Raw genomic sequence first — 26257 nt, 5'->3', positions numbered from 1 at the left:
ACAGCAGGGCAGTTTTTGCAGGAATTGTGGTCGGTCAGTGCAATCAGATCCAGTCCGATGATTTTTGCCATACCAGCGATATTTGCCGGTGTCATATCATTATCCCCACAGGGGGACAGACAGGAATGGAGATGCAGATCATAAGCCAGCGTTTTCATGCAGTTTTTTATAAACCTCCAGAGCAGTTGTAAAAATGGAGTCAGGCGTCCGAAGAACATTGATATTTTCGCTGACAGCTTTTAATTTCATGTTATCACCAACAGATACATTGTTGCATAAAATGACACAGGAAGCCTCCGCCAGAGCGGCAACCGCCAGTGTGTTCATATTGCTCATAACGGTGCACCAGGCAGAACCGGCTGGGGCATTTCCCATGGCGATACTCAGCAGATCGCAGCAGTATGGCTCTGTCAGTACGGCATCCGGATTTCCGAGATGTACAATTTCAAAGGGACATTGTTCTGTCAATTCTTTTACGGTCATGATTCTTCCTCCTCCTTTTTGCGGGAATGTTGTTCCCATTGTTCACGCATCAGATAGATGCAGTCTTCTGGTTTTGCGCAGTCTACGCCTTTTACAATATCCTCTGCCAGCGCTTTGCAGGTTGGAGAACCACAGGAGCCACAGTCCAGTCCCGGAAGTCCACTTAAAATCTGCTGGCTTTCCATAATCTTTTCCATACTTTCAAAAATATTGGCCCCCAGTGTATACACAGGTTCATAGCTGACTTTTTGTGTCCAGAGAAAATCTTCTGGACGAAATTCTGGCAGATCCGCACAGTGCATGCGCAACACTGGTTCATATTTGAATGCCTGTTTCACTTTTGCTTTGGCAATGTAAGGGTTTTCTACGGTCAATACACCGCCCACACAGCCGGCGCTGCATGCATTTAATTCTACAAACTGCAGTCCCGGGAGAAATTTTTCGTCTTCCAGATCTTCTAACACCCGAATGACATTTTCAATGCCATCGGCAGCCAGATAATGATCGGATATGATGCCGTAAGCTTCTCCGCCGCTGATCGCCCAACCCTTACCGATCCGACCGGACAGCGTGTGGGAAATCGGGTGCTGTTCGGCTTCTTTCATGTGGGAGAGCAGTACCGGATAAATATCCTTGATGGCAAGTACTGCGTCAATATTGCTTTTTCCCATTCCAAGAGGTTCGTGGATGAAGGTGATCTTGGAAGGACAGGGAGACAAAAAAACGATACCGATCTTATCTTCCGGTAAGCCAGTCTTTTCTACTGCACGTCGGCGCGCCAGAATCGCAGCTGCTTCCATGGGTGGAAGCAGTGGCAGCAGATGCGGGATCAATCCCGGAAAACGGACACGGATCAGTCGTTCAATGGTTGGACATGCGGTACTGATCAGCGGATGAAGTTCCGGATGCTCATTAATATAAGTTCGTGATAATTCCGAAACAATCTCTGCACCGGCACTGACTTCAAAAACATCATCAAAGCCCATCAGAGTCAGTGCAGTCAGAAGGATGTCGTTGTCGCGTACATTGTTAAACTGACTGTAAAGAGAGGGAGCCGGAAGTGCCACGGTATATTCAAAACGATCCAGATCGCTGAGAAAATCACGTCTGGTATGTTTTGCATGATGAGGACAATGCCGGATACATTCTCCGCAGTCAATACAAAATTCACTGATAATATGTGCTTTTCCATTTCGTACCCGGATCGCCTGCGTTGGACAGCGTTTCAGGCATGTGATACAACCGGTACATTTCTCATCTTCCAGATATACTGAATGAAAAAATTTATTCATGATATAATAACAATCCTTTTTCCTACAAACTTAATCAAATTAAGACGGTGAATTTTTACTTGATACTTCCGGTGCCTGAAAATAGACGGTCATGGTGACGGTGGTACCAACATTGATGACGGTATCAATCTGCATTTCATCCGAAGAACGCTTCATGTTCGGCAGTCCCATACCGGCACCAAAACCAAGATTTAACACGTCTTCATTTGCGGTAGAATAGCCTTCCTGCATGGCAAGCTCTACGTCCGGGATTCCCGGTCCTTCATCTTTTAATACCATAACGATCCGGTCTGGAAAAATATCCACATCAATGACACCACCGTTGGCATGGATGACCATATTGATCTCTCCTTCATACATGCAAATAGCGCAGCGCCGGATTACATCTGGATTCAAATTCATCATTTTTAATGTCTGTTTCAGGGAACTGCTGGCTTCCCCTGCCATGGTAAAATCTTCTCCGTCTACGGTATATTGATAATGGATACTAGGCATCATGGCGGCTTCCTCCCCGTAATCCAGCGTGATAGAGAATGCCGCAGGCATCGAACATGGTGTAGTCTGTGGAGAGAACCGTAATACCAAGCTCATCCGCTTTTTTCAACATTTCCTCCTGCGGTCGTTTGCCGCGCACAAAGACCAGACAGACGATATCCAGCATTTCAGCAGTACGGATCACCTGCAGATTGTTCAGTCCGGTAAGCAGCAGTGCATTTTTTTTGATAAAAGCCAGAACATCACTCATCATATCCGAACCGCATACCGTTTCGATCTTATGATCGGTCTGTACCGTCTGAGATAATGGGGTGGCATCCAGCAGAAAAATGATTTCTGAGATTGTCATAGTAGCCTCCAAAATTTAAAATTTGTATTTTTTTAAATGCACAATTTTTTGGGTTTAGTATAGCATGCAATTTGTGATATTTCAACAAAAAAGGCTTGTTATTTTTATAACATACTTGCAAGTGTATTGCAGATTAAACAATTTCTTTGAAAAAAGTATCAAAATTATACAAAACTAACCGCAATTTTTTGTTGATTATTGTGAAATTGGATGATAGTATAAATGGCAGATGTATTGCAAAAAATACATTGGATATTAGGAGGGATAATTTTGAAAAAAACAAAATCCGTTCCGTTCAACGGAACACAGGAACAGGAAGCGATGCTGCGTGCAGTCATCGACGAACTGCGCAATGATCAGGGCTGTCTGATGCCGATCATGCAGAAAGCACAGGACATTTACGGCTATCTTCCATATGAGGTTCAGAAAATGATCTCAGATGAACTGGATGTGCCGATGGAAAAAATCTATGGAGTAGCAACATTTTACTCTCAGTTCAATTTATATCCGAAGGGACAGTACAAAATTTCGGTATGCCTTGGAACTGCCTGTTATGTAAAAGGCTCAGGTGATATTTACAACAAGCTCATGGAGATTCTTGGAATCGCCGGCGGTGAGTGTACCGCAGACGGTAAGTTTTCTCTGGATGCCTGTCGTTGTATCGGTGCCTGTGGTCTTGCACCGGTTATGATGATCAATGATGATGTATATGGTCGTCTGACTCCGGATGAATTAGATGGCATTCTGGCGAAATATATGTAATGTTACCAGAAATATCATTAAACATTCTGGATATCTCAGAAAATTCCGTATCAGCGAAAGCGACAGAAATTAAAATTGTGATCTGTGTGAACACGCAGCAAAATCAGCTGATGGTTCAGATCACAGACAACGGAAAAGGAATGGATGCAGAGACATTGAATCGGGTGACGGATCCTTTTTATACCACAAGGACGACCCGAAAAGTAGGACTTGGTATTCCGTTTTTCAAGCAGGAAGCGGAGTGTACCGGCGGATCATTTTCCATTTCTTCTGTACCGGGAAAAGGTACACAGATCACGGCGGTCTTTTGTACCGACAGTATCGACTGTATGCCGCCTGGAAATCTCAATGAGACGGTTTATTCACTGATCGTGATGCATCCGGACATTGATTTTTACTATCAATATCAGGTAAACGGTGCAGAGTTTCATTTGGATACAAAAGAAATGCGGGAAATGCTTGGCAATGTGCCGTTTTCAACGCCGGAGGTATCATCTTTTCTCAGAGATTATCTGGAAGAAAATGAAGCGGATATTAATCGAATGCAGAATTACCCGGGGTAATTCGAAGGAGGGATCATATGAAATCATTAGAAGAATTGAAAGCAATTCGTGAAAGAATGCAGGGACAGATCGGAATGCGTTCAGAACATGCAAAAGACACCCGCGTGGTTGTCGGCATGGCAACCTGCGGCATTGCCAGCGGTGCGCGTCCGGTTTTAAATACACTTGTAAAAGAAGTAGAAGACAGAAATCTGGAGCATGTGATTGTCACCCAGACCGGCTGTATCGGTTTATGTCAGTATGAGCCGATCGTAGAAATCTATGAGCCGGGCAAAGAAAAAGTAACTTATGTGAAAGTAAATGAAGAAAAAGCAAAAGAAATTGTGGAGCAGCATCTGGTCAGAGGTCAGGTGGTTGACAAATATTTACTTCACATGGATGAGAATATGTAATGGGGGGTGTAACTGAATGTATCGTTCACATGTATTAGTCTGTGGAGGAACCGGATGTACTTCTTCCGGAAGCGAGCAGATTATTCAGACTTTAAAAGATGAATTAAAGAAAAATAAATTACAAAATGAAGTAGCAGTTGTCAAAACCGGATGCCACGGTCTGTGTGCAGAAGGTCCGGTTATGATCGTTTATCCGGAAGCTGTATTTTATTCCAGAGTACGTCCGGAAGATGTGGAGGAGATCGTTTCTGAGCATCTGTTAAAAGGTCGTATCGTGGAGCGTCTTGTGTACCATGAGGCACAGACTCCGGAAGGAATCAAATCCTTAAATGAGACAACTTTTTATAAAAAACAGCACAGAATCGCACTGAGAAACTGTGGTGTCATCAATCCGGAAAGCATTGATGAGTATATCGGAACCGGCGGCTATGAGGCACTTGGAAAAGTACTGACAGAGATGACACCGGATGAGGTTATCCAGACCATTTTAGACAGTGGTTTAAGAGGTCGTGGTGGTGCCGGATTCCCGACCGGACTGAAGTGGAGATTTGCGTCAGGAAACCGTGGAAACGTACAGAAATACGTCTGTTGTAACGCCGATGAGGGCGATCCGGGTGCATTTATGGACCGTTCCGTTCTGGAAGGTGATCCACACGTTGTACTTGAGGCAATGGCAATTGCAGGTTACGCCATCGGTGCAGATCAAGGTTATATTTACGTACGTGCAGAGTACCCGATCGCAGTAGAACGTCTGCAGATCGCAATCAACCAGGCAAGAGAATATGGACTGCTTGGCAAAAATATTTTTGATACCGGATTTAACTTCGATATCGAGCTTCGTCTTGGTGCCGGCGCATTCGTCTGTGGTGAGGAGACCGCGTTGATGACATCCATCGAGGGAAACCGTGGTGAGCCGCGTCCGAGACCGCCATTTCCGGCCGTCAAAGGTCTGTTTCAGAAACCGACCATTTTAAATAACGTTGAGACCTGGGCAAATATCCCACAGATCATCCTGAACGGACCGGAATGGTTTGCTTCCATGGGTACGGAGAAATCCAAAGGAACCAAAGTATTTGCACTTGGAGGAAAAATTAACAATACCGGACTGGTTGAAATCCCGATGGGAACCACACTTCGTACTGTTATCGAAGACATCGGCGGCGGTATTCCAAATGGCAAGAAATTTAAAGCCGCTCAGACCGGTGGACCATCCGGCGGATGTATCCCGGCAGAGCATTTTGATATCCCGATCGATTACGACAACCTGATCAGCATCGGTTCCATGATGGGATCCGGCGGACTGATCGTTATGGACGAAGATACCTGTATGGTTGATATTGCAAAATTCTTCCTGCAGTTTACGGTAGATGAGTCCTGTGGTAAATGTACCCCATGTCGTGTCGGAACAAAACGTCTGTTAGAGTTATTGGAGAAGATTACAGACGGACGCGGAACTTTAGAGGATATCGACAAGATGGAAGAACTGTGCTATTACATCAAAGATAACGCACTCTGTGGCTTGGGACAGACAGCTCCGAACCCGGTTCTTTCCACACTTCGTTACTTCCGTGACGAATATATTGAGCATGTAGTAAACAAGAGATGTCCGGCTGGCGTATGTAAGAAACTTATTACATATAAGATTGATCCTGTGAAATGTAAAGGTTGTACATTATGTGCACGTAACTGTCCGGTTAATGCCATCGAAGGTCAGGTAAAAGTTGCACACAGCATTGACACAAGCAAATGTGTGAAATGTGGAACCTGTATCGATAAGTGTCGTTTTGGCGCTATTTATAAAGAGTAACGGAGGAATCAATCATGGAAAATATTACAATTAAAATAAACGGAAGAGAGGTATCCGCACCGCAGGGTTCCACGATTCTGGAGGCAGCACGCCTTGCACAGATTGAAATCCCAACGTTATGTTACCTCAAAGAGATTAATGAGATCGGCGCCTGTCGTATGTGTGTTGTTGAGGTGAAAGGTGCCCGCACTCTGGTGACCGCCTGTGTATATCCGATCAACGAAGGAATGGAAGTATGGACCAACACACCGAAGGTTATCGAGTCCAGAAGAAAAACTTTACAGCTTTTATTATCCAACCACGACCGCAAATGTTTGTCCTGTGTCCGCAGTGGAAACTGTGAACTTCAGACCTTATGCCGTGAATATAAAATAGATGATGAGGCTTACTATGATGGTGAACGCAATGGGTATGAGTTAGATACCAGTGCAGCTCATATGGTAAGAGATAACAACAAATGTATCCTTTGCAGACGATGCAGTGCTATCTGTGAAAAAGTACAGGGCGTAGGTGTGATCGGTGCAAATGAGCGTGGATTCAAGACATACATCGGAACTGCATTTGATATGGATCTGGCAGAAACAAGCTGCGTATCCTGTGGACAGTGTATCGCTGTATGTCCGACCGGAGCACTGTATGAGAAAGATAATACCGAAGAAGTATTTGCAGCAATCGCAGATCCGGAGAAGTATGTGGTTGTTCAGTGTGCACCTGCTGTTCGTGCAGGACTTGGCGAGGCCTTTGGCATGCCGATCGGCACAGATGTAGAGGGCAAGCTGGCAGCAGCATTGCGCAGACTTGGTTTTGATAAAGTATTTGACACCACATTCTCTGCAGACCTTACAATTATGGAAGAGGCCAACGAGTTCCTGGATCGTGTACAGAATGGCGGAGTGTTACCTCTGATCACATCCTGTTCCCCAGGATGGATCAAATACTGCGAGCACTATTTTCCGGAAATGACAGAGAATCTGTCTTCCTGTAAATCTCCGCAGCAGATGTTTGGTGCGATTGCAAAATCCTATTACGCAGAGAAAATGGGAATTCCGAAAGAAAAAATGGTGGTTGTCAGCGTTATGCCATGTACTGCAAAGAAATTTGAAATTGGCAGAGACGATGAGAACGGTGCAGGCGTTCCGGATGTGGATATTGCTATTACAACAAGAGAGCTTGGCCGCATGATCGAACGCGCAAGCATTCGTTTTGCAGATCTTCCGGATGAAGAATTTGATATGCCGCTTGGTCTTGGAACCGGTGCAGCAGTCATCTTCGGCGCAACCGGTGGTGTAATGGAAGCAGCACTTCGTACCGCAGTAGAGAAACTGACCGGTGAAGAACTTGCAAAACTTGAGTTCACTGATGTACGTGGTATCGAGGGCATCAAAGAGGCTACTTACAATGTAGCTGGTATGGATGTCAAAGTTGCTGTTGCATCCGGTCTGAAAAATGCAAAAGAATTATTAAATAAAGTCAAATCCGGAGAGGCTGAGTATCATTTTATTGAGATCATGGGATGCCCTGGAGGATGTGTCAATGGTGGTGGACAGCCGCAGCAGCCGGGATATGTTCGTAATACCGTAGATATCCGTGCAAAACGTGCAGAAGTGCTTTACAATCTTGACAAAAACAATAAGATCCGTAAATCACATGAGAATCCGGCAATCATTGAATTATATGATACCTATCTGGGTGAGCCGGGCAGTCACAAAGCACATGAACTGTTACATACCACTTATGTAAAACGTACAGTAAATAAATAGTTTTACATTTGATAAGTTACGTGAGCAGATTAAAAAATAGGAATATTTTTAAGAGGAGTCGTTGCATTTGTAACGGCTCCTTTTATCAGGTGAAAAAGATGAAAAGAATATTAAGAAAATATTCTGTATTCCTAAGAAAGAATTAAAACATGGAATATGGCATCTGTGGTAAAATGTTCAAAGGAATTGTTTAAGGAGTATTTTTTTTATGAATTTGTTTTCTGTTGCATTTAGTTTATTTGTAACTGTTTTATTTATACTGTATTACACCGTATTTCGGAAAAAACAATGGATTTGCCTGCTTTTATTCAGCATGGCATTTTATGCTTATTCAGGCATTTCGAATCTCATTTTTATTGCAATCACCGGATTCAGTGTGTTTGCGGGCGGCATATGGTTGATGCATTTTTCTGAAAAATATCAGGAGATCCGAAAAGATAAAAGCATAGACAGAGCCAGAAGAAAGGAAATAAAAGCAGCATTTGATCGAAAGCGCAAAATTATTCTCTGGACAATCATTGTGATTAATTTTGGAATGCTGGCAGTATTGAAATATCTGCATCCTCTGTTTGAAGGGTTTCTGATACCGCTTGGTATCTCTTTTTATATGTTTATTTCCATTGGTTATCTGGTGGATATTTATTTTGAAAAGTATGAAGCCGAAAAGAATCCGTTTCGTTTTCTGCTGTTTGTTTCGTTTTTTCCACAACTGATCCAGGGACCGATCAACAGATATGATCAGATGAAAGAGCAGCTGTATGGCAGACATGCTCTGGAGTGGCATCGCTGTAAGCGGGCATTGGTATTAATTCTGTTTGGATTATTAAAAAAGTATGCAATCGCAAATCTGCTGGTTCACGGAATTGCAAATATTCTGGATGCGCCTACGGAGAAAACACCGGGATCTGCCATTGTGTTTGCAATATTACTATATTCTGCACAACAGTATGCGGATTTTTCTGGTGGAATTGATATTGTTATGGGTGTGGCGGAATTGTTTGGAATTGAAATGATGCCAAACTTCAGACAGCCGTATTTTTCTGTTTCACTGGGAGATTTCTGGAGAAGATGGCATATTTCGCTTGGTGCATGGATGAGAGATTATGTATTTTATCCATTTGCGCTGACTGCTCCTATGCAGAAATTCGGAAAATGGGCGAAAAAGCATCTGAACGTTCATTTCGGCCGTGTACTTCCGGCATCCATTGCGAATATTCTGGTATTTTTCCTTGTAGGTATCTGGCATGGCGCACAGTGGCACTTTATCTTCTGGGGTCTTTACAATGGTATTGTAATTGCAGTTTCAGATATCTGTGCACCTTTGTTTGCAAAAATGGCAGAAAGACTGCACATAAATGTAAAAAGCAGGGCATTTCATGTATTTCGGATTATCCGGACGTTTATCATAGTAAATATCGGATGGTATTTTGACCGAATTTACAATATCAAAGACTGTTTTATGTGCATGAAAAACACGATTATTCATTTTCGTATGGGACAGTTATACGAAATTTTGGAACCAACATTTAAAGAAGTGCCAAAGAAAGCGTATATTATGGCAGCGGCAGCGCTGCTCATTGTATTTGCTGACAGTGTTCTAAAAGAAAAAGGAAAGGATGCAATTACATTGTTGGAAGAACGGCCTTTGGCACTTCGCTGGTTACTATATTTTGTGATGATTTTCCTTATTTTAGGATCGTTTAATTTTGCCGTTGGCGCAGGAGGTTTTATGTATGCGAATTATTAAGGGCATAAAAGTGGTTGGATTTGTTTTCCTGTTCATAGTGATAAATTTGCTGCTGAGTTATCTTCTTGTGAAAGCAAATGGTCCAAGTGAAGTCATGTGGAAGGACTTCCGCAAAACAGAAAAAATAGATACCGTATATTTAGGTTCTTCTTTTTCACAGATGACGTTTAATCCCTATATCATAGATGAAGCTACCGGGTGGAGTTCTTTTAATATGGGAACACCGGGGCAGCCGTTGGATCAGACCAAAGAGGCATTAACGGCAGCGATTCAGGAAAAAAAGATAAAGAGGGCTGTTCTTATATTTGGAATCCCGTCTCTGGAACTGATACAAAATGCAAATGCGAGAGCCACTTTTGCAAGGGCAAGAAAGTATGGATGTTCTCCTTTGGAAAAACTGCGGTTGGACTGGAGGTTTGTGACGGACAGTGAAAACTTTAATGCAGAAGCATCACTGACATATTTTTTTCCATGGACTTATAACAGTGTTGATTGGAAACGAAAGACGATTTCAGAAAATCTGAAAATCAAACGGGAAAGCAAAGATGCGAATGCAAGTTCGAAAAAAGTGGCAGGGTATATGGAGTATGTCGGAAAGGGATATGCATACGCAGGTGGTGTCTTTGATTATAATACAGCCGCTGTAAATAATACAAAAAAGGCTTATTCCGGAAAAAGCTCTGATAAGGCGTATGAAGAATTAGAGGAGATGTGTAAACTGTGCCAGGAAAATGGTGTAGACTTTATGGTTGTGAATACACCGAAAGCACCTTATGATATTGCAGCATATGGTGCGGAAGAGTATTTTGCGATCAACCAGAAAATCAGTGGGATATGCAGTAAGTACGGTGCCGATTATTATGATTTCAATTTGGTAAAACCGGAATTGTTTGCCATCTGTCCGGAGTATCTGTCAAATTTTGAACACCTAAATAAAACAGGGTCAGAAGTTTTTTGCAAGGCTTTTTCGAAATTTGTATTGAGTCGTGATGCAGGCGAGGATGTGTCACAATATTTTTATGCTGAGGATGCCTATATGGAATCTGTCAAAGATATTGTTGCTACTTACCTTCCGGGATATGGCACTGCAAATACAAACAACCAAAATTAGATGTAAAGAGGAAACAAAATGACGAATGTATTAGAATGGCTGGAGCATATGGAAGCACAGTCCGGAGAAAAAATTGCAGTTGCAGATCCGAAAGAAGAATATTCCTTTACTCAGTTAAAAATGTATGCGCAGAAGGGCGGAACTTATCTGAGAAAATGGATGACAGGGACTGCTCCGGTAGCAATTTATATGGAAAAAAGCTGTGTTACCTTAAGTATTATGTTTGGAGCGGTATATGCCGGCTGTCCATATTGCCTGTTAGATCTGCGCCAGCCGGAGGCGAGACTGCAGCAGATCATAACCGTGCTGCAGCCGGAAGTAATCGTTACAAAGAAAGAAAATCTGGAGAAAATGAAAAAGTGTCTGGATGCAATAGCCGGGGATGTGCCGAAAACGACAATTTTGCTGGCAGAGAAGTGCCTGGATGAAGCAACGATCGATCAGAATCTTTTGAGACAGATCCGAACGGAACATACGGATCGAAAACCTTTGTATATTAATTTTACCAGTGGAAGCACCGGTTTGCCAAAAGGTGTTGCAGTAAGTCACAGAGCGGTGATGGATTTTATCCGGATCTATGCAGATACTTTTGCTGTCACGAAGGAAGACATTATAGGAAATCAGGCGCCGTTTGATTTTGATGTATCGGTAAAAGATATTTATACCGGTCTTTTGACTGGTGCGAAAGTACAGATCATTCCAAGAGAATATTTTAGTGATCCTACTACTTTGATGGATTATATGGCAGACAGTAAAATGACGGTGCTTACCTGGGCGGTCAGCGCCATGTGCTTTGTATCTGTCATGAATGGGTTTGCTTATCGTACACCGGATACGGTTCGAAAAGTTCTTTTTAGCGGAGAAGTACTTCCAATAAAACATTACAGGATATGGAGAAAATATCTGCCTCAGGCGATGTTCGTAAATCTGTACGGACCAACTGAAGTCACCTGTAACTGTACGTATTATGTGCTTGATCCTAAACGCGAATATGAACTGACCGATGTGATTCCTATTGGAAAAGCTTTTCCAAATGAAACGGTATTCCTTTTGGATGAGACGGATCAGCAAGTGACGGAAGCAGGAATAGCCGGAGAAATCTGTGTCAGCAGCTCAGAACTGGCGCTTGGCTATTATAATGCGCCGGATAAAACGGCACAGGTCTTTGTGCAGAATCCATTGAATCATCGATACGATGAACGGATTTACAGAACCGGTGATCTGGCAAAATATGATGCACAGGGAAATCTTGTATATATTTCCAGAAAAGATTTCCAGATCAAACATCTGGGGCACAGAATTGAACTTGGAGAAATTGAGGTGGCAGCGAATGCCGTGGATGGAATCACCAGATCCTGCTGTATTTATGAGACAGAAAAGGAACGTTTGCTGCTTTTTTACACGGGGACATGCGAAAAAAGACAGCTGATAAAAACATTACGTGGCATACTGCCGCCTTATATGATACCAAATACGGCGCTGCAACTTACAGAGATGCCGATGACCAAGAACGGAAAGATTGACAGAAATCAATTAAGAAAGCTATACGAGGAGGGGTTACATGCAAGACATTTTAAAAAGTAATACACCTGCGTTTGTATTTGATACGGCAGTTTTACAAAAACGGGCTGCACAGATCAGAGAGATTGTCGGAGAAACAGTGTCACTTTGTTATTCCATGAAGGCAAATCCATTTTTGGTGACAACCATGTTGACGTGTGTGGATAAACTGGAAGTCTGCAGTCCGGGTGAACTTGCTATTTGTAAAAAACTGGGCGTAGATGGATCCAGAATCATTTATTCCGGTGTTAATAAGGGGATTACGGATATCAGAGAAGCCTATGAGTACGGAGTAGGAATATTTACAGCGGAATCGATCCGTCATGCAGATCTGATCCAGCAAGTGTTTGAAGCACCAGATTCAGATCAGAAAGCAGAAGTGATCCTTCGCCTGAATGCCGGTTCTCAGTTTGGCATGGCAAAAGAGGATCTATTTGATATATTGCAGCACAGGGAAACCAGATACAGAAGTTTAAATATTACAGGAATTCATTATTTTGTCGGGACACAACGGAAACGGGCGAAAAGAAAGATAAAAGAACTTCAGATGCTGTTGGAATTATTTGAGGAGATCCGAAACCTTTTCGGACTGGAATTAAAAAAACTGGAATATGGACCGGGGTTTGCAGTCCCTTATTTTGCAGATGATGATTTTTCGGATACTTTATTTCCTGTAAAAGAGTTGAAAGATATCTTAAATGAAGTGGCACAAAAAGTAGAATTGACCATTGAGATGGGACGTTTTTTCACAGCGGAATGTGGAACGTATTATACAAACGTTGCAGATTTAAAAACAGTGGGAAACGCACATTATTGTATTGTGGATGGAGGAATGAACCATCTGACTTATTTGGGACAGATGATGGGCATGAAGACACCGATTATAAAACATTATAAAAATGCAATGGTGCAGGATGGTACAGTGGATAAGAAAACCTGGTGTCTCTGCGGAAGTCTGTGTACAACATCGGATATTCTCTGCAGAGAAGTGGAATTTGATCATCTGGAAATTGGCGATACGCTGGCTTTTGAAAATGTCGGTGCATATTCTGTGACAGAGGGGATTTATCTGTTTTTGAGCAGAGCGATGCCCAAGGTTTATTTAAAAGATGAGTGTGGTTCCCTTACATTAGTGAGAGATGCGATAGAAACAAGTACTATAAATACAATGAATATATAAGAAAAAGGAGATTTGTAACATGGAAGAATTACTGGAATTGTTAAAAGACATTAAAGAGGATGTAGATTTTGAAAATGAAAAGGCACTGGTGGATGATCATATTTTAGACTCTTTTGATATTCTGCAAATTATCAGTGACATTAGTGATGAGTTTGATATCGTGATACCGGCAGCGTATGTAAAACCGGAAAATTTCAACAGTGCAGAGGCACTTTGGAAGATGATTCAGGAGTTACAGGATTAATATCAGTGTAAACAGGCAAATGTAGAGAAAGGAATGTACGATCCAAAGGATGGTACGTTCCTTTTTGCTATAAAAAATAGTTTTTCTGATACTTCATTTGAAGGGGGATTAATGGTAAAATAAGATCAATAGAGGAGGATAGGGATATGAATGTGATTAATTTTCAGGATGCGAACTGCGCACATTGTTATAAATGTCTGAGAAACTGTGATGTCAAGGCGATTCGGATCAAAAACGGGCAGGCACAGATTGTCACGGATATGTGCATCTACTGTGGACACTGTATGGAAATCTGCCCGCAGGAGGCAAAAACTTTTGAGAGTGACCTTTCTTATGTAAAAAGTATGTTGCAAAAGAAAGAAAATGTGGTTGTTTCCCTGGATCCGTCTTATCAGGGACTGATGGATTATGAAGATCCGGGACAGATCGTGGATGCGTTGATGAAACTTGGCTTTTCCCAGGTGCGTGAGACGGCAGAGGGGGCTGCTATCATAACCCGTGAGTATGTGCGTCTGATGAAGGAAGGGCAGATGGACAATATCATTGTGACAAGCTGCCCGGCGATCGTTTATCTGGTGGAAAAACATTATCCGATGCTGATCCCGTATCTGGCACCGGTGGTTTCTCCGATGATCGCCCATGGTCGCTGGATCAAAGACCGCATGGGACAGCATACGAAAGTGGTTTTTATTGGACCTTGTGTGGCGAAAAAGATGGAGGCGGAAGCAGATGCCAGAACCCGTGGATGTGTGGATGCGGTCATTGAGTTTAATGAGTTACAAAGGTGGCTGGAGGAGGAAGGAATTGAACTAAAACATTGCCAGTCCCGTCCTTTTGCCAATCAGGATCCGATGGTCAATCAGCTCTATCCGATTACAAACGGCATCATCCGTGCGGTGGATGTCTGTGGCGCACCGGGGACTTATAAAAAATTGACGGTCAGCAGTATCAAGAGCTGCAGAGAGTTCCTGCACAGTATGAAACGTGGCTACATCAGTCACTGTTTTGTGGAATTAAATCTGTGTGCAGGTGGCTGCGTGAATGGACCAGGGGTAGACAAGCGGCGAGGATTCCGTTTTAAGGCGACGATGCGTATTGAAAATAATGCGCTGCTTGCAGCACCTCCGGCATATATTACTTTGCCGAAAGATGAACTGGAGCGGACTTATATACCGCGGCAGGTAGTGGATAAGATGCCGACGGAGGCTGAAATTCAGGCTATTTTAAAGACTATTGGAAAACGGAACAGTACGACAGAGTTTAACTGTGGCGCCTGTGGTTATATGACCTGTCGGGAAAAAGCCATTGCGATCTATCAGGGAAAAGCGGAAGCAGCCATGTGTCTGATCCGATCCTATGAAAATGCCCGTTCCCAGGCAAATGTCGTTATGGAGACAACACCGAACCTGATCTTTATTTTTGACAAAGAGATGCGGATCAAAGAATTTAACCGCAGGGCAGAAGAAGTGTTCCATACCACCCGTCAGGAAGCACTGAAAATGTATTTATACGAACTGATCGATACGGTGGATTTTGAGGAAGTATATCGTACCCATGAAAATAAACTGCGTGTAAAACGTAAATGGGATACGTATCATATGACCGTGCTGGAAACAATTGTATACATTCCTGCCTCCGACCGTGTACTGGCGATCATTGAGGATGTATCGGCAGAGGAAAAATGGGCAGAACAGATGCTGGAGCAGAAGCTCAATACGGTAAAAATGGCGCAGTCCGTTATTGAAAAACAGATGACGACGGCACAGGAGATTGCCGGTCTGCTTGGAGAAACGACAGCGGAAACGAAGGCAATTCTGACTAAGCTGCGTGATACGCTGCTGGAGAGCTAGAAAGGGGGCTGGAACATGAAACCGATTGCAATCGATATGGCATACAAAAGTCTGAACCACTACGGAGAAGAACTGTGTGGAGACAAAGTAGAGATTGTGGACAAAGAAGATTCCAGAATCCTGATTCTGGCTGACGGTATGGGAAGTGGTATCCGGGCAAATATTTTAGCAACTCTGACGTCGAAGATTATTGCAACTATGATGTACAATGATATGAGCATTGATGAGGTAGTTGCAACCATTGCGAAAACACTGCCGCTTTCTTCGGTGAATGGTGTGGCTTATTCGACATTCAGCATTATCCAGGTGTATTATACCGGAGAAATTTATGTGGTGGAGTATGATAATCCGGAGTGTATTCTGGTGCGACAGGGCAAGGTAAAAGCGCTGCCTTTTTCCTATCGAAAGATCGAAGGAAAGAAAATCCGGGAATGTCGTTTTCAGACGTTACCCGGAGATGCACTGGCGATCATGAGTGACGGATGTCTGTATTGTGGAACTGGAGATATTATGAATTACCGATGGGACTGGAATGCGCTGGCAGGGTGTTGTGAATCCAGCGCGGCAAAAACCAGGACAGCGGCGCAGTTAGCGGAACAGATGAACCGTGCCTGTGCGGATCTTTACGGTGGCGTATGCAGTGATGATACGACCATTGCTGTGGCACGGATCACGGAGGAGCAGATTGTGAATATCCTGACGGGACCACCATTGGAGAAAAAAGATGATGCCCGCATGGTACAGGATTTTATGAAGCAGGAAGGCATCAAGATCGTGTCTGGCGGTATCACAAGCCAGATTGTGGCAAGAGAGCTTGGTCGGCGTCTGATCACTTCTGTTGGTGTGCTTGATCCGGAAATTCCGCCAACAGCAAAAATCGAGGGTATCGATCTGGTAACGGAAGGTGTTCTTACCTTAAATAAAACAATCGAACTGCTGGAGCGCTATCAGCAGGATGATGTATCCGAAGAATTTTTTGATGAACTGAGCCGGGATAACGGTGCTACCCGTCTGGCATGCTATCTGATGGAAAACTGTACGACGGTAAATTTGTTTATCGGAAAAGCTATCAATAAAGATTATACAACAAAAGAATTGCCTTTTGAGATTTCGGTACGTCAGAATGTGATCAAGCGGCTACAGGCGGTACTGGCAGCAATGCACAGATCCGTACATGTGTATTACTATTGAAAAAAGAAAGCAAGGTGTGTTATACTTATTCAGTTCACGGTGATGGAACATTTGTTCTTGCGTGAAAAATACGAATAGATAAGGAAAAATATATGCAAATAGAACATTTTATTAATCAGATCGACTTGACACTGGATCCGCCGTCAGAGGAGCCGTTGCGTCAGTATTATTTCATCGCAAAGGCACGTATGCTGGTGGCACAGATGGAGAAAGAAACAGGCAGAAAGATGACGTTCTGCGTCAATACATTCGGATGTCAGATGAACTTGAAATGAGAGATGTTCCAAACCCGCATAAATAAAGGATTTTTTAAGAAAGCCCAGTAACAGGATGATGCCTGAAACTGGGCTTTTGTTGTTTATTCCCAGTAGATGAAGCGGTGGGAGAGACCATTGGAAAAGACGATTTCTACCACGCGTCTGTCTTTGACAGAAATGTGATCCAGCACAAGGTTCATAAATTCTTTCAGTGATTCTTCTTCAACAGTGACAGCAAAATCACGATATTCAATATGTACTCCGGCATGGAGCTGATGCGCCAGAAGGAAAGCGGAAGCGGATTTCATAAAGCCGGAATCATTCACATGGGAAGCAATCTGAACTTCCGTCAGTTCTTTCAATTTATTTTCTGCTGCAACTCTGGCAGCATCAAATTTGTTTTTCTTTTCCAGATATTCTTTTTCACTCATAGCATCGTCCGAAAAATAGTAGGCATCTTCCAGACGTTCCTTGGCACGGTTGTATTTCTGAATCTGCTTTTTCAGGTTCTCAATCTCTGATGATGTGGCAGCAGTATCAGACTGCTTGACCGGATCGGTGCGCCACAGGGCACTTCCGGAAACAGATACTCCGGTAAGCAGTGCAAAAGTCTCATTTAATCCCTGTGATTCAATTCCGGCGATATTCGCAAAGATCGGATCAGACAGCAGCATGGATTCCAAGGCGGCAGGTGAATGAATTTTAAATCGTTCCTTGGTTGCGTACACCATGGCAGAGATGTAATTGATCACAAAGGGACCGATCTGTACTTCGCTGACATTCGGGGCAGGACAGTGTATCTTGCGAAATCTTGAAGTGCATCCGTACATAGACGGAGCAAAACCGTTCTTCCGGCGGCGATCCTTTTTCACGACCTGAAATCCAGAGCCACAGTCTGCGCATTGAATCAGTCCGGCGAACACGTTACAGTTCTTCATGATCGGATGCAGACCACCGGTGTTTCTTTTACTGGCATTATCATCTATGATCCGATTGACACGTTCCCAGACTTCCGGATCAACCAGTGGTTCAAAGACACCTTCCTGATAGATCACTTCATCTTCCGGTTTTTTACGTCCGCGTGCACTCTCCCGGTAATTGTACCGGTAGTCCCCTTTATTCATGGGATTCCGTAGAAAGTCACTGACCGTCTTGGAAGTCCATTCACCGCCGCGCTTGGTTGGAATATTGTGTGAATTATTGTAATCCCGGATCTTTCCGGTGGACCGTACTTTCAGATACATTTCGTACATACCACGGGCATAAGGAGCTTCTATCTTGGAATGTACCGGTTGTTCCGCATCGGGATCCCAGTCCCAACCATAGGGAACTCTGGCACCGTTCCATTTGCCTTCCGTGGCACGTCCGATCATAATGTCTTTTACTCGCTCACTTGTCAGTTTCCTTTCCAGTTCTGCAAATACAAGAATGATTTTTAAGACAGCTTCACCAATCGCGGAAGACGTGTCAAACTGCTCATTCAGGGAAATAAACGTCACACGGTTGTATTTGAAGTCATCATACATGAGAGAGAAGTCCACCAGATTTCTGGAAATACGGTCAATTTTGTATACCAGAACATGAGAGACCAGTCCGGCACGTACCTTTTCCATCATGCGTTCATAGGCGGGGCGCTTTGTATTCTTTCCGGAGCGACCTGCATCTTCGAATATTTCTACCTGTGACAGATCAACATGTAAGATATGTTTACAATATGCTTTCAGTTCTTTCTTCTGGAACGGAAGAGAGTCTTTGTCTACCTGGTAACCGGTTGATACACGCACATAGATTGCGATGATTCGATTGTCGGCAGCAGTGTTTTTCGTTGGATAAGCCATAATGTATCACCTTTCTTCTAAAAATGGGTATAAAAATAACAGCCAGCGGGGAACGGGTGTTCCGCTTGCGAAGCTGTTCCGAAGATGATACAATATTTTTGCATGTTTGGAGTATCATCTTCGGATATATTCCTGAACCGTCTCTGTTGCTGCAGGGGCGGTTTTTCAATTGACATTCAAAGCATATTTGCTATAATATACTTAACAGGAAAGCCGGGAGATAGATGAAGCCTATCCGCTCCGGTGCAAAGTTAATAGTTACTATTTAAGCAAGCTACCTACTCCGGCCAAGAGACAAGGTAGCTTGCTTATTTCTTATAATTCAGAATTGCCACAATGAGCATTGCCACGGTTAAAATCACCATGAATTCTTCATATGTAGACATAAGCGTCACCCTTTCTAACAGGATTAGAACGGATGACTGCATACCTTCCCAGCTCCCCTGGTAAATATATTATTCAGTTTTCAATGCCCCTGCCCACATGGAGCAGGGGATTTGTACTATATTTTTTATAAATATCTTTTTACTACTTCAGTTAATCTATCTCTATACTGGTAAATATCATTGAGCGATTGTATATAAATACGATCAAATTTTTTGTTCTCATCTGGAATAAGAAGCTGCTTGTTTTTGGTATCAAGATTTAATCGGCAAATAGGTTTTCGGTTATTATTTGTATAGAGAATACCAAAATAACTTTCGGTATCACGATATACAATATCTTCTACAGGAACGATACCTGCCAAAAGACCTCTTATAATATAAAAACCCTCAATCTCTTCTTCTGTAGTAACAATTTTTGAAACAGGAATCTCCTCTTCAACATTGACATTTTCTTCGGCATCTTCTTCAGAGTCTGCAGAGAGGGCGGAAGAAATTTTACTATTTACAATTTCGTTAACGAGAGCTGAAAAAGCACGTTTTACCACAGGAGCAAATTTTTCTATCACGCGTTGATTTTTTTGCCCATCGTAGATATCTGTTAAGATAAAACGAACAAAATCATCTGAAGGAGATTCGAACTCTTTAAGAAGAACACCCTTGATTAGACTACTATACTTCAATTCCTCAGCAGTGCTAAAAATTTTATCCTTATCAAAATTATCCTTGCAAAACTTTTTCAATTCATTAATGGAAGAATCTTTTAATTGAAGCATGTTAATTTCTAAAAATGGCACTAAATCCATTTTATTAGACTCTTCTAGGTCGGTATAGAAACGATAAATGATACCATTTGTAAGTATTCCAAATTTTGCTGAAGAAGTACCAAAATATCTAAATAATTGTGATGAGTGTTTATCCAACTGATCTGAACAGCTTTTGCATTCAATTAATATTGTTGGTTGACCATCTTCAAGTATAGCGTAGTCTACCTTTTCACCTTTTTTGATTCCAACGTCAGCTATGTATTCCGGACAAAACTCGGAAGGATTAAATACATCATATCCAAGAAGTTGGAAAAGCGGAACAACAAGAGACATTTTAGTAGATTCTTCTGTTGAAATAGTATCTTTCAACATGGTTACTCTTTCTGAAAATTGTTTTAATGATTCAATAAATTCCATAGTAAACCTCACTTTCTCTATTTGTAAAAATATTTATTAAAACGCGGGTGCGTATTAATTATAAATTGTCATTAGTAGTATATAAAGCATAAAAAATTATGGCTTTTTAAATTTCATAATTGCTTCATTATATCCGGCAATCAGTTCAACAGGTCACAAATCTTTCATCACAATCAATGCTGGAATAAAATAAATGACATAGTTATCAACAGTAGTGCAGACACCGTATTTACTTCTATATGCATCCAACGCATCATTCAGAAACTCTTCTGTTACGTTCAAATAATCAGCCATTTCATAAGTGTTTCGGCAACCATGCTCATAAGCTGTTATGATTCCAATCAGTCCGATCATGTTATTGTAGGCATGCATCCGGGCACGAAACTCTTGTTTTCGACTGCCAACATCTGACGGATTAAGGATATTTCCAGCAGAAGTGAGATGGTGTCCAAGTTCTTCAGCGGCGACGCAAGCCTTTTCAACTGTAGTTTCGATATTTTTATTAATGGCAGCAGTGCCATCGCAGTATAAGCCTTTGATCGTGTCATTACGAAAAGAATGCTCTACAACATCCATTCCAGCTTTATGAGCCTGGTCTATTATATTTTCGTATGAATCCATGTTTACACCTCACATTCTGGAATTTTGATAAAAAAGGTGTTGTAATTATAGATAATATCTATTCAGATTTTGTCATTCTTACTGTAGTTGTAGTGCCCATCATAGATGCTTGATAAGAAAGTTCTTTGTCAGAATCAGAATAAGTAAAATCCTTGGTATCATCAGAGGATGCAAGGAGAGCACTTTCTGTTTGCTCTTTATCATTCGTAGAAGTCCATGTGTATTCATCTGAATATTCGGTTGGTGCAGTATAAGAGCCTACCCAATAAATAGATTTTGTATCTCCATTATCAGAAACCCAATCAATAGAAATCGTATTGTCATTAATAGTCGCTTCCATCCAAGCACCGTCATTGTTTTTTGATTTCCAAGTTCCGGTTAAATCAACGGGATCCTTGATTTTTTCATTGTTTTCTTGAACTACTTCATTATTTGATGAAACAGAGGAACTGTTTGTGCTGGCAGAACCACAAGCAGCCATAGACAAAACCATTGATCCAATAATGAATGTTGTAAAAATTTTCTTTTTCATAATACTGTTCTCCTTAAAATTGCTTAGTTTATTGAAAAGTTATAAAAATGAATCTGAAACATTAAATTATTTTCTTTTATTCTTAACGAATGCTGCAAACTGGCGAATCTCATCCAGTTCGTCTTCTGTATATTCAGTACCATCGAAGTGTGCGGCGATGGTGGTAGGTTCATCATTGATATCGGCATATCCAAAAGTTCCTAAAACATCTGATACGCCATAAGCCTTGCACATAATTAACAGAGCATCTGGAGTCGGTTGACTGTTTCCGTTTTCCCAGCTATATATAGTCTTTTCTGAAGCTTTGAAACCCTTGGAAATCAATAAATCAGAAATTTCTTTAACAGATTTACCAGCCTCAGTTCTGCATTTTTTTAAAGTTTCGCCAATAGAACTATCCATCTCAAAACCTCCTTGATATTTAATATTTTGAATTTGTAATTTGAATATAGCACTCACATTTTAACGTGTCAATAAAAATTCTAAGAATATTAGAAAAAAGTATTGACATTCTAAGAAAACTAGAATATGATACAGACAAGTTCCAAGAATCTAAGAAAGAGGTGAGAAAAATGGACGGAGCTACAAAGCAGATTTCTGAGTATATCAGAAAAAAGGGCTTTAATTTATCAGAAATATCAAGAAAGACGGGTGTGCCATATATGGCGCTGTACGATAGTCTTTCAAATGATAAAAGAGACAGGGATTTGCGAGTAGATGAGTTCTTGGCATTGTGCAAGCATTTAGAAATAGATCCCATGGAGTTCTACCCAGCGGATAAGGTTGGATAAGGCATTGGATTACCTGTTTGCAACAGAAGAGGGAGGTGAGTAGAAAAAGTGTGGATAAGAAGAAAAACATTTGAATCCTTAGAAAAAAGACTGACCGCCGTTGAGGATGAACAGTCAGTCTTAAAAAACTACATAGAAGAAAAAATGAAATCCGATGAGGAGTTAATCAACATCGTCAAACGATTACGTGATGAAATATATTCATTCTATTCCAAAGATACAAACATCACAGAAAGTCAAACCAAATGAGGTAGTGGAAAGAATTTTTTTATGAGTTTGAATACATTTATCCGCACTGGCTATGTGTTCGGAAAATAATGAATGGTATAATTCAGAATTTTGTACAAAATTATATGCGTTCGGTTCATTGAGACAAATGTCCTGCAAAGCAATCAAGCCAAGTCGCTTAAGGTTGTCTACAGAGGAACGTAGAATTTGTTCTGAAAAACCAGATAAATGGATATCGGAAATTAGTTCTAAAGAGAATGACTCTTCTTGTGGTTGCCCGACTATGTGTACTCCTGTTCGCTTTGAAAGAATGGATAATTTAGCAGCAGGAATTATGTGGTTACGGTGAGCGAATTCTCTTAAAACGAGCGCATCCACAGGGGAAAGCTGTTTGATAATTTCAATGAAGGCGGGATGAACAGTATTTTGTGTGTTTATATATAGAGCTTTCGAAAGAAGGTTTGAGTACAGGTCAAAAAGCTCTTTACTATTCATGCAGTAACTAATTGATTCCAAAGCAGGTATGGCTATGTATGGCGGAGGAGAAACGATTTCATCAGGATTTATAGAAGATAATTTTTCCTCCAGTATCCGTTTGGTTTGTTCGAGATTAAAATTACGATGCAAAATCCATTGATCCAGAGGAGATAGGGCAGCATTGATTGCACGTGGAATCCTTGCAATCGCTTCACCCATTTGAACAGCTGCAGGATGAAATACATCGTCATAAATTTTGTTAGCTATTTTTGAATTGATTTTTAAATCCATAGCACATTCCTTTCTTATGTATTGATTGTGATGAAAATCTGTACATCAAGTATAGGAGAAAAGAGAAGGAAACGCAATTAAAAAAGCAGATGAACTAATCAGTGAAATGTGGGTGATTAAATGCAGAAAAAAGAACTTATACACTTACATGCAAAAACAACAGCAGAAGAACACGGTGTAGAAGGGAGGGGAGAAGCTGTGAAAACAGTACAGCAGATTATTGATGATTTTAACGCAGATTTGCGAGACTTGTATGAAGATATTAAAGCAAAACCGAAAACGGTTACATTGCAAATAAATCAGATTACACATGAAATCTGGAAAACAGAGCCATCGCTGGCACCTTATATTCAGGACAGATTGAGGGACTATAAAGTTTTAGACGAAAAAGGTACAGATTACATTCGAGGACAGCACAATAAATATGTTCCAACGCATATGCTGAGCCTGATCGGAAATGAGGTCTACCTAGATGATAAGCAGCTAACAGGGATTATGGAAATGAAAATCAACAGCTCCGGTGATGATTTATGGTACGGGATCGCGGAGCTGTCGATAAAAATGCTTGTAGATTTAGATCCAAAAAAATTATTTCACGGATGTAATCACCTGATACAGCAAAGCAACAACAGAAGAAACATCAGCACTATATTCAAACACTTTTTTAAGAATATTTTTCTTACTCAATGAATTTAAAAGCAATATGCCATTAGGTGTGATACCGGTGATTCTTACAATGATAGATGGATTTGGTGTATGTCGTTTAATAACAGCTTTTATATAACCGTATTCATAAAGATCATCGCAAATAGGATAAATGTATTGCTCATCATATTGTGGAAAGTTATTCACGATGTAAGAAACCCGACAAAAATCATCTGGAGCACATGATTTTGCAATGGCAAGTATATCGCGAATACAAGAAATGTATTGATCCATTTTTGTTCTCCTTTCTTTGAAATTTGGGTGCTGCAACACCCTGTGATTTCAGTATAGGAGAACAAAACGAAAAAAGCAATTACAACAGAGCGAGGTGACAGGGAAATGAATGTGGAAGTGGGGAAACTGGAAATTCACAGAGATATTAAAAAGCGAACATTTGAAGTTATATTGGATGGAACACCGATTAATGGAGTAAAAGCATATGAACTTAAATCTTTGGAAGATGGCGAACCAGAACTTAAGCTCACACTCAACATATCAGATTTCGATGTTGAACTTATTTGAACAGAAAGGAATAAAAATGAGAGCAAAAACAGTGAATGTAATAATGACGGATACGTTTGAGGGAAAAGGAACACCGGAAGATCCAATGGGCACAATAAGACGATATTGGACGCTGGAGGGAGAGCTGATTGCAGAAAATCTTTACTTGGGTGAATGCGTGAAGCCAAAAATCAAACAGCGAAAAATACATAAGAATATTGAGGGGTTACGACAGGAGGAACATGGTCCGGAACAACTTGTGAACCAGATAGACAAGTTGATCATGGATGAGTACGAAAAAATAAGAGAGACTTCCGAAAACTATTCTGATTTGAAAGAAAGCTGTAAAAAGAGAAGCCGGGAAATTGGATATCGGCATTCAGAACTTGGTGGATATATAGATAGAAAATTTGCAGAGTTTGTAAAAGAAGATCTGAAAAATAAAAAAGTGGAGGACAGAGCATGAGAAAAGTTCTGCTTTCGGCAACACTATTCGCCATTCTGATTCTGGGCGGTTGTACAAAAGTGGTTAGCACAGAGAAAAACCATGTGCAGGTAAAAATTGTGGACGAGTCGTATGAACCGGAGGATGTATTGCAGATGTATACCGGAAATGGCTGGCAAACGATGATAGAGTCAGCGGAGTATAACATTTTTGTGGAATATGAAGGTGAGCAATACAGGATTAATGACAAAGATGCATATGAAAAGTATTCGGATAAAATTGGCGAATATACCAATGGAACGTTAAGAACAAAGAAATACGATGATGGATTAGAGCAATATGAAATTATCGGATTAGATTAAACAGCGGCAATAGCCGCTCCGGTGCCGGTAGTTCAGATGGTTAGAGCAACCGCCTCATAAGCGGTAAGTCGTGGGTTCGAGTCCCACCCGGCGCATTTTACATTAAAGGAAAGGAGAGACAGACATGGCAGATGAAAGAAAAAAGCGTATGGAAGAAGAACTGGCGAAACTTGGCATTTATACGGTAGATGATCTGAACGAAGCAATTAAAAAAGAGAAACCGTTAGATCTGTCGTTGATGCTTGGAAAACTGGATACTGTTCAGAACGCAGGATAAATGACCGTGCTGGTTCACTGTCCTGTAGTGGGGCAGTGAAAGAAAGATACGGACATTTATGGGATGTAAAAAAAGAAACAGACAAAATGAGGAAAGAGGTGAAATACAAGTGAAATCAATAATTGCAAAAGTGATGATTGCCTGTGGCGGTCTGATCGCAGTCTTTGGAGGAATGGGATTAAATTCAGAAGGCGATGCAGGATTTATACTGGCATTCAAAATTACGGCTGTTGGTCTGACAATCGCCGGTGCAGGGGTAATTTTGAACAAATTAAAAGAGCGTGAAACCTTCGACAATCACACGCTCTCACACTAATGACATAGGTATAAAACCTATGTCTGGAGTATATCAGACGAGGAGTGAAAAGTAAATGGAAAAGTACAAATTTACAGGAGAAACAAAGACAATCGACTTACCATTTGGAACAGTTACGTTACACAGAATCAAAGCCGTTGTTGAGTTCGGACTTGTAAAAGTCGGTGATCTTGGCGGTTGGATTGAGAAAGAAGAAAATCTTTCACATGAAGAAAATGCTTGGGTTTACGGTAATGCCAAGGTTTACGATAATGCCAAGGTTT

31 protein-coding genes, 1 tRNA gene and 1 pseudogene are annotated in these 26257 nt (G+C 41.4%); 22 read left to right on the top strand and 11 right to left on the bottom strand.

Translation table 11 applies throughout. The annotated features are described in order from the left end of the window. The 5 genes from LG34_RS17095 to LG34_RS07885 all read right to left on the bottom strand — a co-directional run. Window positions 1–158, bottom strand: a 158-nt coding sequence (locus LG34_RS17095; protein ID WP_181369326.1) for a PHP domain-containing protein, incomplete at its 3' end; no start/stop codon positions are given. Then, window positions 139–483 carry a hypothetical protein gene (locus LG34_RS07900; RefSeq protein ID WP_109215590.1) on the bottom strand — a complete coding sequence of 115 codons (345 nt, stop codon included), beginning with the start codon at window positions 481–483 and terminating at the stop codon, window positions 139–141. The genes LG34_RS17095 and LG34_RS07900, both read right to left, overlap by 20 nt. Continuing rightward, complete coding sequence (locus LG34_RS07895; protein ID WP_109215589.1) at window positions 480–1775, bottom strand: [Fe-Fe] hydrogenase large subunit C-terminal domain-containing protein; 1296 nt, start codon at window positions 1773–1775, stop codon at window positions 480–482. The genes LG34_RS07900 and LG34_RS07895 overlap by 4 nt, the downstream gene beginning before the upstream one ends. Before the next feature lie 39 nt (window positions 1776–1814). Then, window positions 1815–2270 (bottom strand): ATP-binding protein, encoded by a 456-nt coding sequence (locus LG34_RS07890; RefSeq protein ID WP_109215592.1) that lies wholly within the window; start codon window positions 2268–2270, stop codon window positions 1815–1817. After that, window positions 2263–2619: a DRTGG domain-containing protein gene (locus LG34_RS07885; protein WP_109215588.1), complete on the bottom strand. Its 357-nt coding sequence runs from the start codon at window positions 2617–2619 to the stop codon at window positions 2263–2265. The genes LG34_RS07890 and LG34_RS07885 overlap by 8 nt, the downstream gene beginning before the upstream one ends. Window positions 2620–2940: 321 nt before the next feature. Between LG34_RS07885 and LG34_RS07880 the strand changes: the two genes are divergently transcribed. From LG34_RS07880 to LG34_RS07820, 13 genes are all read left to right on the top strand, one after another. Further along, window positions 2941–3381, top strand: coding sequence for an NAD(P)H-dependent oxidoreductase subunit E (locus LG34_RS07880; protein WP_370769961.1), 441 nt, complete (start codon window positions 2941–2943; stop codon window positions 3379–3381). Continuing rightward, window positions 3381–3944, top strand: coding sequence for an ATP-binding protein (locus LG34_RS07875; protein ID WP_109215587.1), 564 nt, complete (start codon window positions 3381–3383; stop codon window positions 3942–3944). The genes LG34_RS07880 and LG34_RS07875 overlap by 1 nt, the downstream gene beginning before the upstream one ends. Before the next feature lie 17 nt (window positions 3945–3961). Continuing rightward, on the top strand, window positions 3962–4336 hold the full coding sequence (locus LG34_RS07870) for a (2Fe-2S) ferredoxin domain-containing protein (RefSeq protein ID WP_109215586.1): 375 nt from the start codon (window positions 3962–3964) through the stop codon (window positions 4334–4336). A 16-nt stretch (window positions 4337–4352) separates the two neighbouring features. Next, complete coding sequence (gene nuoF / locus LG34_RS07865; RefSeq protein ID WP_109215585.1) at window positions 4353–6143, top strand: NADH-quinone oxidoreductase subunit NuoF; 1791 nt, start codon at window positions 4353–4355, stop codon at window positions 6141–6143. 14 nt (window positions 6144–6157) lie between these two features. Then, window positions 6158–7903 (top strand): NADH-dependent [FeFe] hydrogenase, group A6, encoded by a 1746-nt coding sequence (locus tag LG34_RS07860; protein ID WP_109215584.1) that lies wholly within the window; start codon window positions 6158–6160, stop codon window positions 7901–7903. 208 nt (window positions 7904–8111) lie between these two features. After that, entirely contained in the window at window positions 8112–9650 is a 1539-nt protein-coding gene (locus tag LG34_RS07855) for an MBOAT family O-acyltransferase (protein ID WP_109215583.1), read from the top strand. Continuing rightward, the gene (locus LG34_RS07850) at window positions 9637–10761 is read left to right on the top strand and encodes a hypothetical protein (RefSeq protein ID WP_109215582.1); all 1125 of its coding nucleotides are present in this window, start codon (window positions 9637–9639) and stop codon (window positions 10759–10761) included. Before LG34_RS07855 ends, LG34_RS07850 begins: the two co-directional genes overlap by 14 nt. Window positions 10762–10779: 18 nt before the next feature. Beyond that, window positions 10780–12345, top strand: a complete 1566-nt coding sequence (locus tag LG34_RS07845) for an amino acid adenylation domain-containing protein (protein ID WP_109215581.1) — start codon at window positions 10780–10782, stop codon at window positions 12343–12345. After that, window positions 12323–13501 (top strand): diaminopimelate decarboxylase, encoded by a 1179-nt coding sequence (locus LG34_RS07840; protein WP_109215580.1) that lies wholly within the window; start codon window positions 12323–12325, stop codon window positions 13499–13501. The genes LG34_RS07845 and LG34_RS07840 overlap by 23 nt, the downstream gene beginning before the upstream one ends. A gap of 19 nt (window positions 13502–13520) precedes the next feature. Continuing rightward, on the top strand, window positions 13521–13745 hold the full coding sequence (locus tag LG34_RS07835; RefSeq protein WP_109215579.1) for an acyl carrier protein: 225 nt from the start codon (window positions 13521–13523) through the stop codon (window positions 13743–13745). Between the two features lie 146 nt (window positions 13746–13891). Next, window positions 13892–15595, top strand: coding sequence for a [Fe-Fe] hydrogenase large subunit C-terminal domain-containing protein (locus LG34_RS07830; RefSeq protein WP_109215578.1), 1704 nt, complete (start codon window positions 13892–13894; stop codon window positions 15593–15595). 15 nt (window positions 15596–15610) lie between these two features. After that, the gene (locus LG34_RS07825) at window positions 15611–16786 is read left to right on the top strand and encodes a SpoIIE family protein phosphatase (RefSeq protein WP_109215577.1); all 1176 of its coding nucleotides are present in this window, start codon (window positions 15611–15613) and stop codon (window positions 16784–16786) included. A 92-nt stretch (window positions 16787–16878) separates the two neighbouring features. Beyond that, complete coding sequence (locus tag LG34_RS07820) at window positions 16879–17061, top strand: hypothetical protein (protein ID WP_109215576.1); 183 nt, start codon at window positions 16879–16881, stop codon at window positions 17059–17061. Between the two features lie 83 nt (window positions 17062–17144). Here the strand turns inward: LG34_RS07820 and LG34_RS07815 are convergent, their stop codons facing one another. The 5 genes from LG34_RS07815 to LG34_RS07795 form a co-directional block, all read right to left on the bottom strand. Then, window positions 17145–18881 carry a recombinase family protein gene (locus LG34_RS07815; RefSeq protein ID WP_109215575.1) on the bottom strand — a complete coding sequence of 579 codons (1737 nt, stop codon included), beginning with the start codon at window positions 18879–18881 and terminating at the stop codon, window positions 17145–17147. Between the two features lie 511 nt (window positions 18882–19392). After that, window positions 19393–20448, bottom strand: a complete 1056-nt coding sequence (locus LG34_RS07810) for a type I restriction endonuclease (RefSeq protein WP_109215574.1) — start codon at window positions 20446–20448, stop codon at window positions 19393–19395. 153 nt (window positions 20449–20601) lie between these two features. Next, window positions 20602–21069, bottom strand: coding sequence for an ImmA/IrrE family metallo-endopeptidase (locus LG34_RS07805; RefSeq protein WP_109215573.1), 468 nt, complete (start codon window positions 21067–21069; stop codon window positions 20602–20604). A gap of 58 nt (window positions 21070–21127) precedes the next feature. After that, window positions 21128–21601 (bottom strand): hypothetical protein, encoded by a 474-nt coding sequence (locus LG34_RS07800; protein WP_109215572.1) that lies wholly within the window; start codon window positions 21599–21601, stop codon window positions 21128–21130. A gap of 66 nt (window positions 21602–21667) precedes the next feature. Beyond that, complete coding sequence (locus LG34_RS07795; protein ID WP_109215571.1) at window positions 21668–22003, bottom strand: helix-turn-helix transcriptional regulator; 336 nt, start codon at window positions 22001–22003, stop codon at window positions 21668–21670. A gap of 170 nt (window positions 22004–22173) precedes the next feature. On the opposite strand from LG34_RS07795, the gene LG34_RS07790 reads away from it, so the two are divergent. After that, entirely contained in the window at window positions 22174–22392 is a 219-nt protein-coding gene (locus tag LG34_RS07790; RefSeq protein WP_109215570.1) for a hypothetical protein, read from the top strand. Between the two features lie 201 nt (window positions 22393–22593). Here LG34_RS07790 and LG34_RS07785 read toward each other — a convergent pair whose 3' ends face one another. Continuing rightward, window positions 22594–23388 (bottom strand): DUF4393 domain-containing protein, encoded by a 795-nt coding sequence (locus tag LG34_RS07785; RefSeq protein WP_109215569.1) that lies wholly within the window; start codon window positions 23386–23388, stop codon window positions 22594–22596. 120 nt (window positions 23389–23508) lie between these two features. Here LG34_RS07785 and LG34_RS07780 point away from each other — a divergent pair, with 120 nt between their 5' ends. The 8 genes and pseudogenes from LG34_RS07780 to LG34_RS07750 all read left to right on the top strand — a co-directional run. After that, on the top strand, window positions 23509–24078 hold the full coding sequence (locus tag LG34_RS07780; RefSeq protein WP_109215568.1) for a hypothetical protein: 570 nt from the start codon (window positions 23509–23511) through the stop codon (window positions 24076–24078). A gap of 354 nt (window positions 24079–24432) precedes the next feature. Further along, window positions 24433–24615 (top strand): hypothetical protein, encoded by a 183-nt coding sequence (locus LG34_RS07775; RefSeq protein ID WP_109215567.1) that lies wholly within the window; start codon window positions 24433–24435, stop codon window positions 24613–24615. A gap of 16 nt (window positions 24616–24631) precedes the next feature. Next, window positions 24632–25060, top strand: a complete 429-nt coding sequence (locus LG34_RS07770) for a hypothetical protein (RefSeq protein ID WP_146190204.1) — start codon at window positions 24632–24634, stop codon at window positions 25058–25060. Continuing rightward, complete coding sequence (locus LG34_RS07765) at window positions 25057–25401, top strand: hypothetical protein (RefSeq protein ID WP_109215565.1); 345 nt, start codon at window positions 25057–25059, stop codon at window positions 25399–25401. Before LG34_RS07770 ends, LG34_RS07765 begins: the two co-directional genes overlap by 4 nt. A 21-nt stretch (window positions 25402–25422) precedes the next feature. Further along, window positions 25423–25496 (top strand) — tRNA-Ile (locus tag LG34_RS07760). A gap of 29 nt (window positions 25497–25525) precedes the next feature. Beyond that, the gene (locus tag LG34_RS16705; RefSeq protein WP_181369325.1) at window positions 25526–25678 is read left to right on the top strand and encodes a hypothetical protein; all 153 of its coding nucleotides are present in this window, start codon (window positions 25526–25528) and stop codon (window positions 25676–25678) included. A 109-nt stretch (window positions 25679–25787) separates the two neighbouring features. Beyond that, complete coding sequence (locus LG34_RS07755) at window positions 25788–25994, top strand: hypothetical protein (protein WP_109215564.1); 207 nt, start codon at window positions 25788–25790, stop codon at window positions 25992–25994. 55 nt (window positions 25995–26049) lie between these two features. Next, window positions 26050–26257 (top strand): annotated as a pseudogene (locus LG34_RS07750) (hypothetical protein); the annotation flags it as partial.

It is taken from the genome of Eubacterium ramulus (assembly GCF_003122485.1).
In the GTDB taxonomy this organism is placed as follows: domain Bacteria; phylum Bacillota; class Clostridia; order Lachnospirales; family Lachnospiraceae; genus Eubacterium_I; species Eubacterium_I ramulus_A.
Note: the sequence above shows the minus strand (reverse complement) of the source record. Positions and strands in the feature narration are given on the sequence as shown.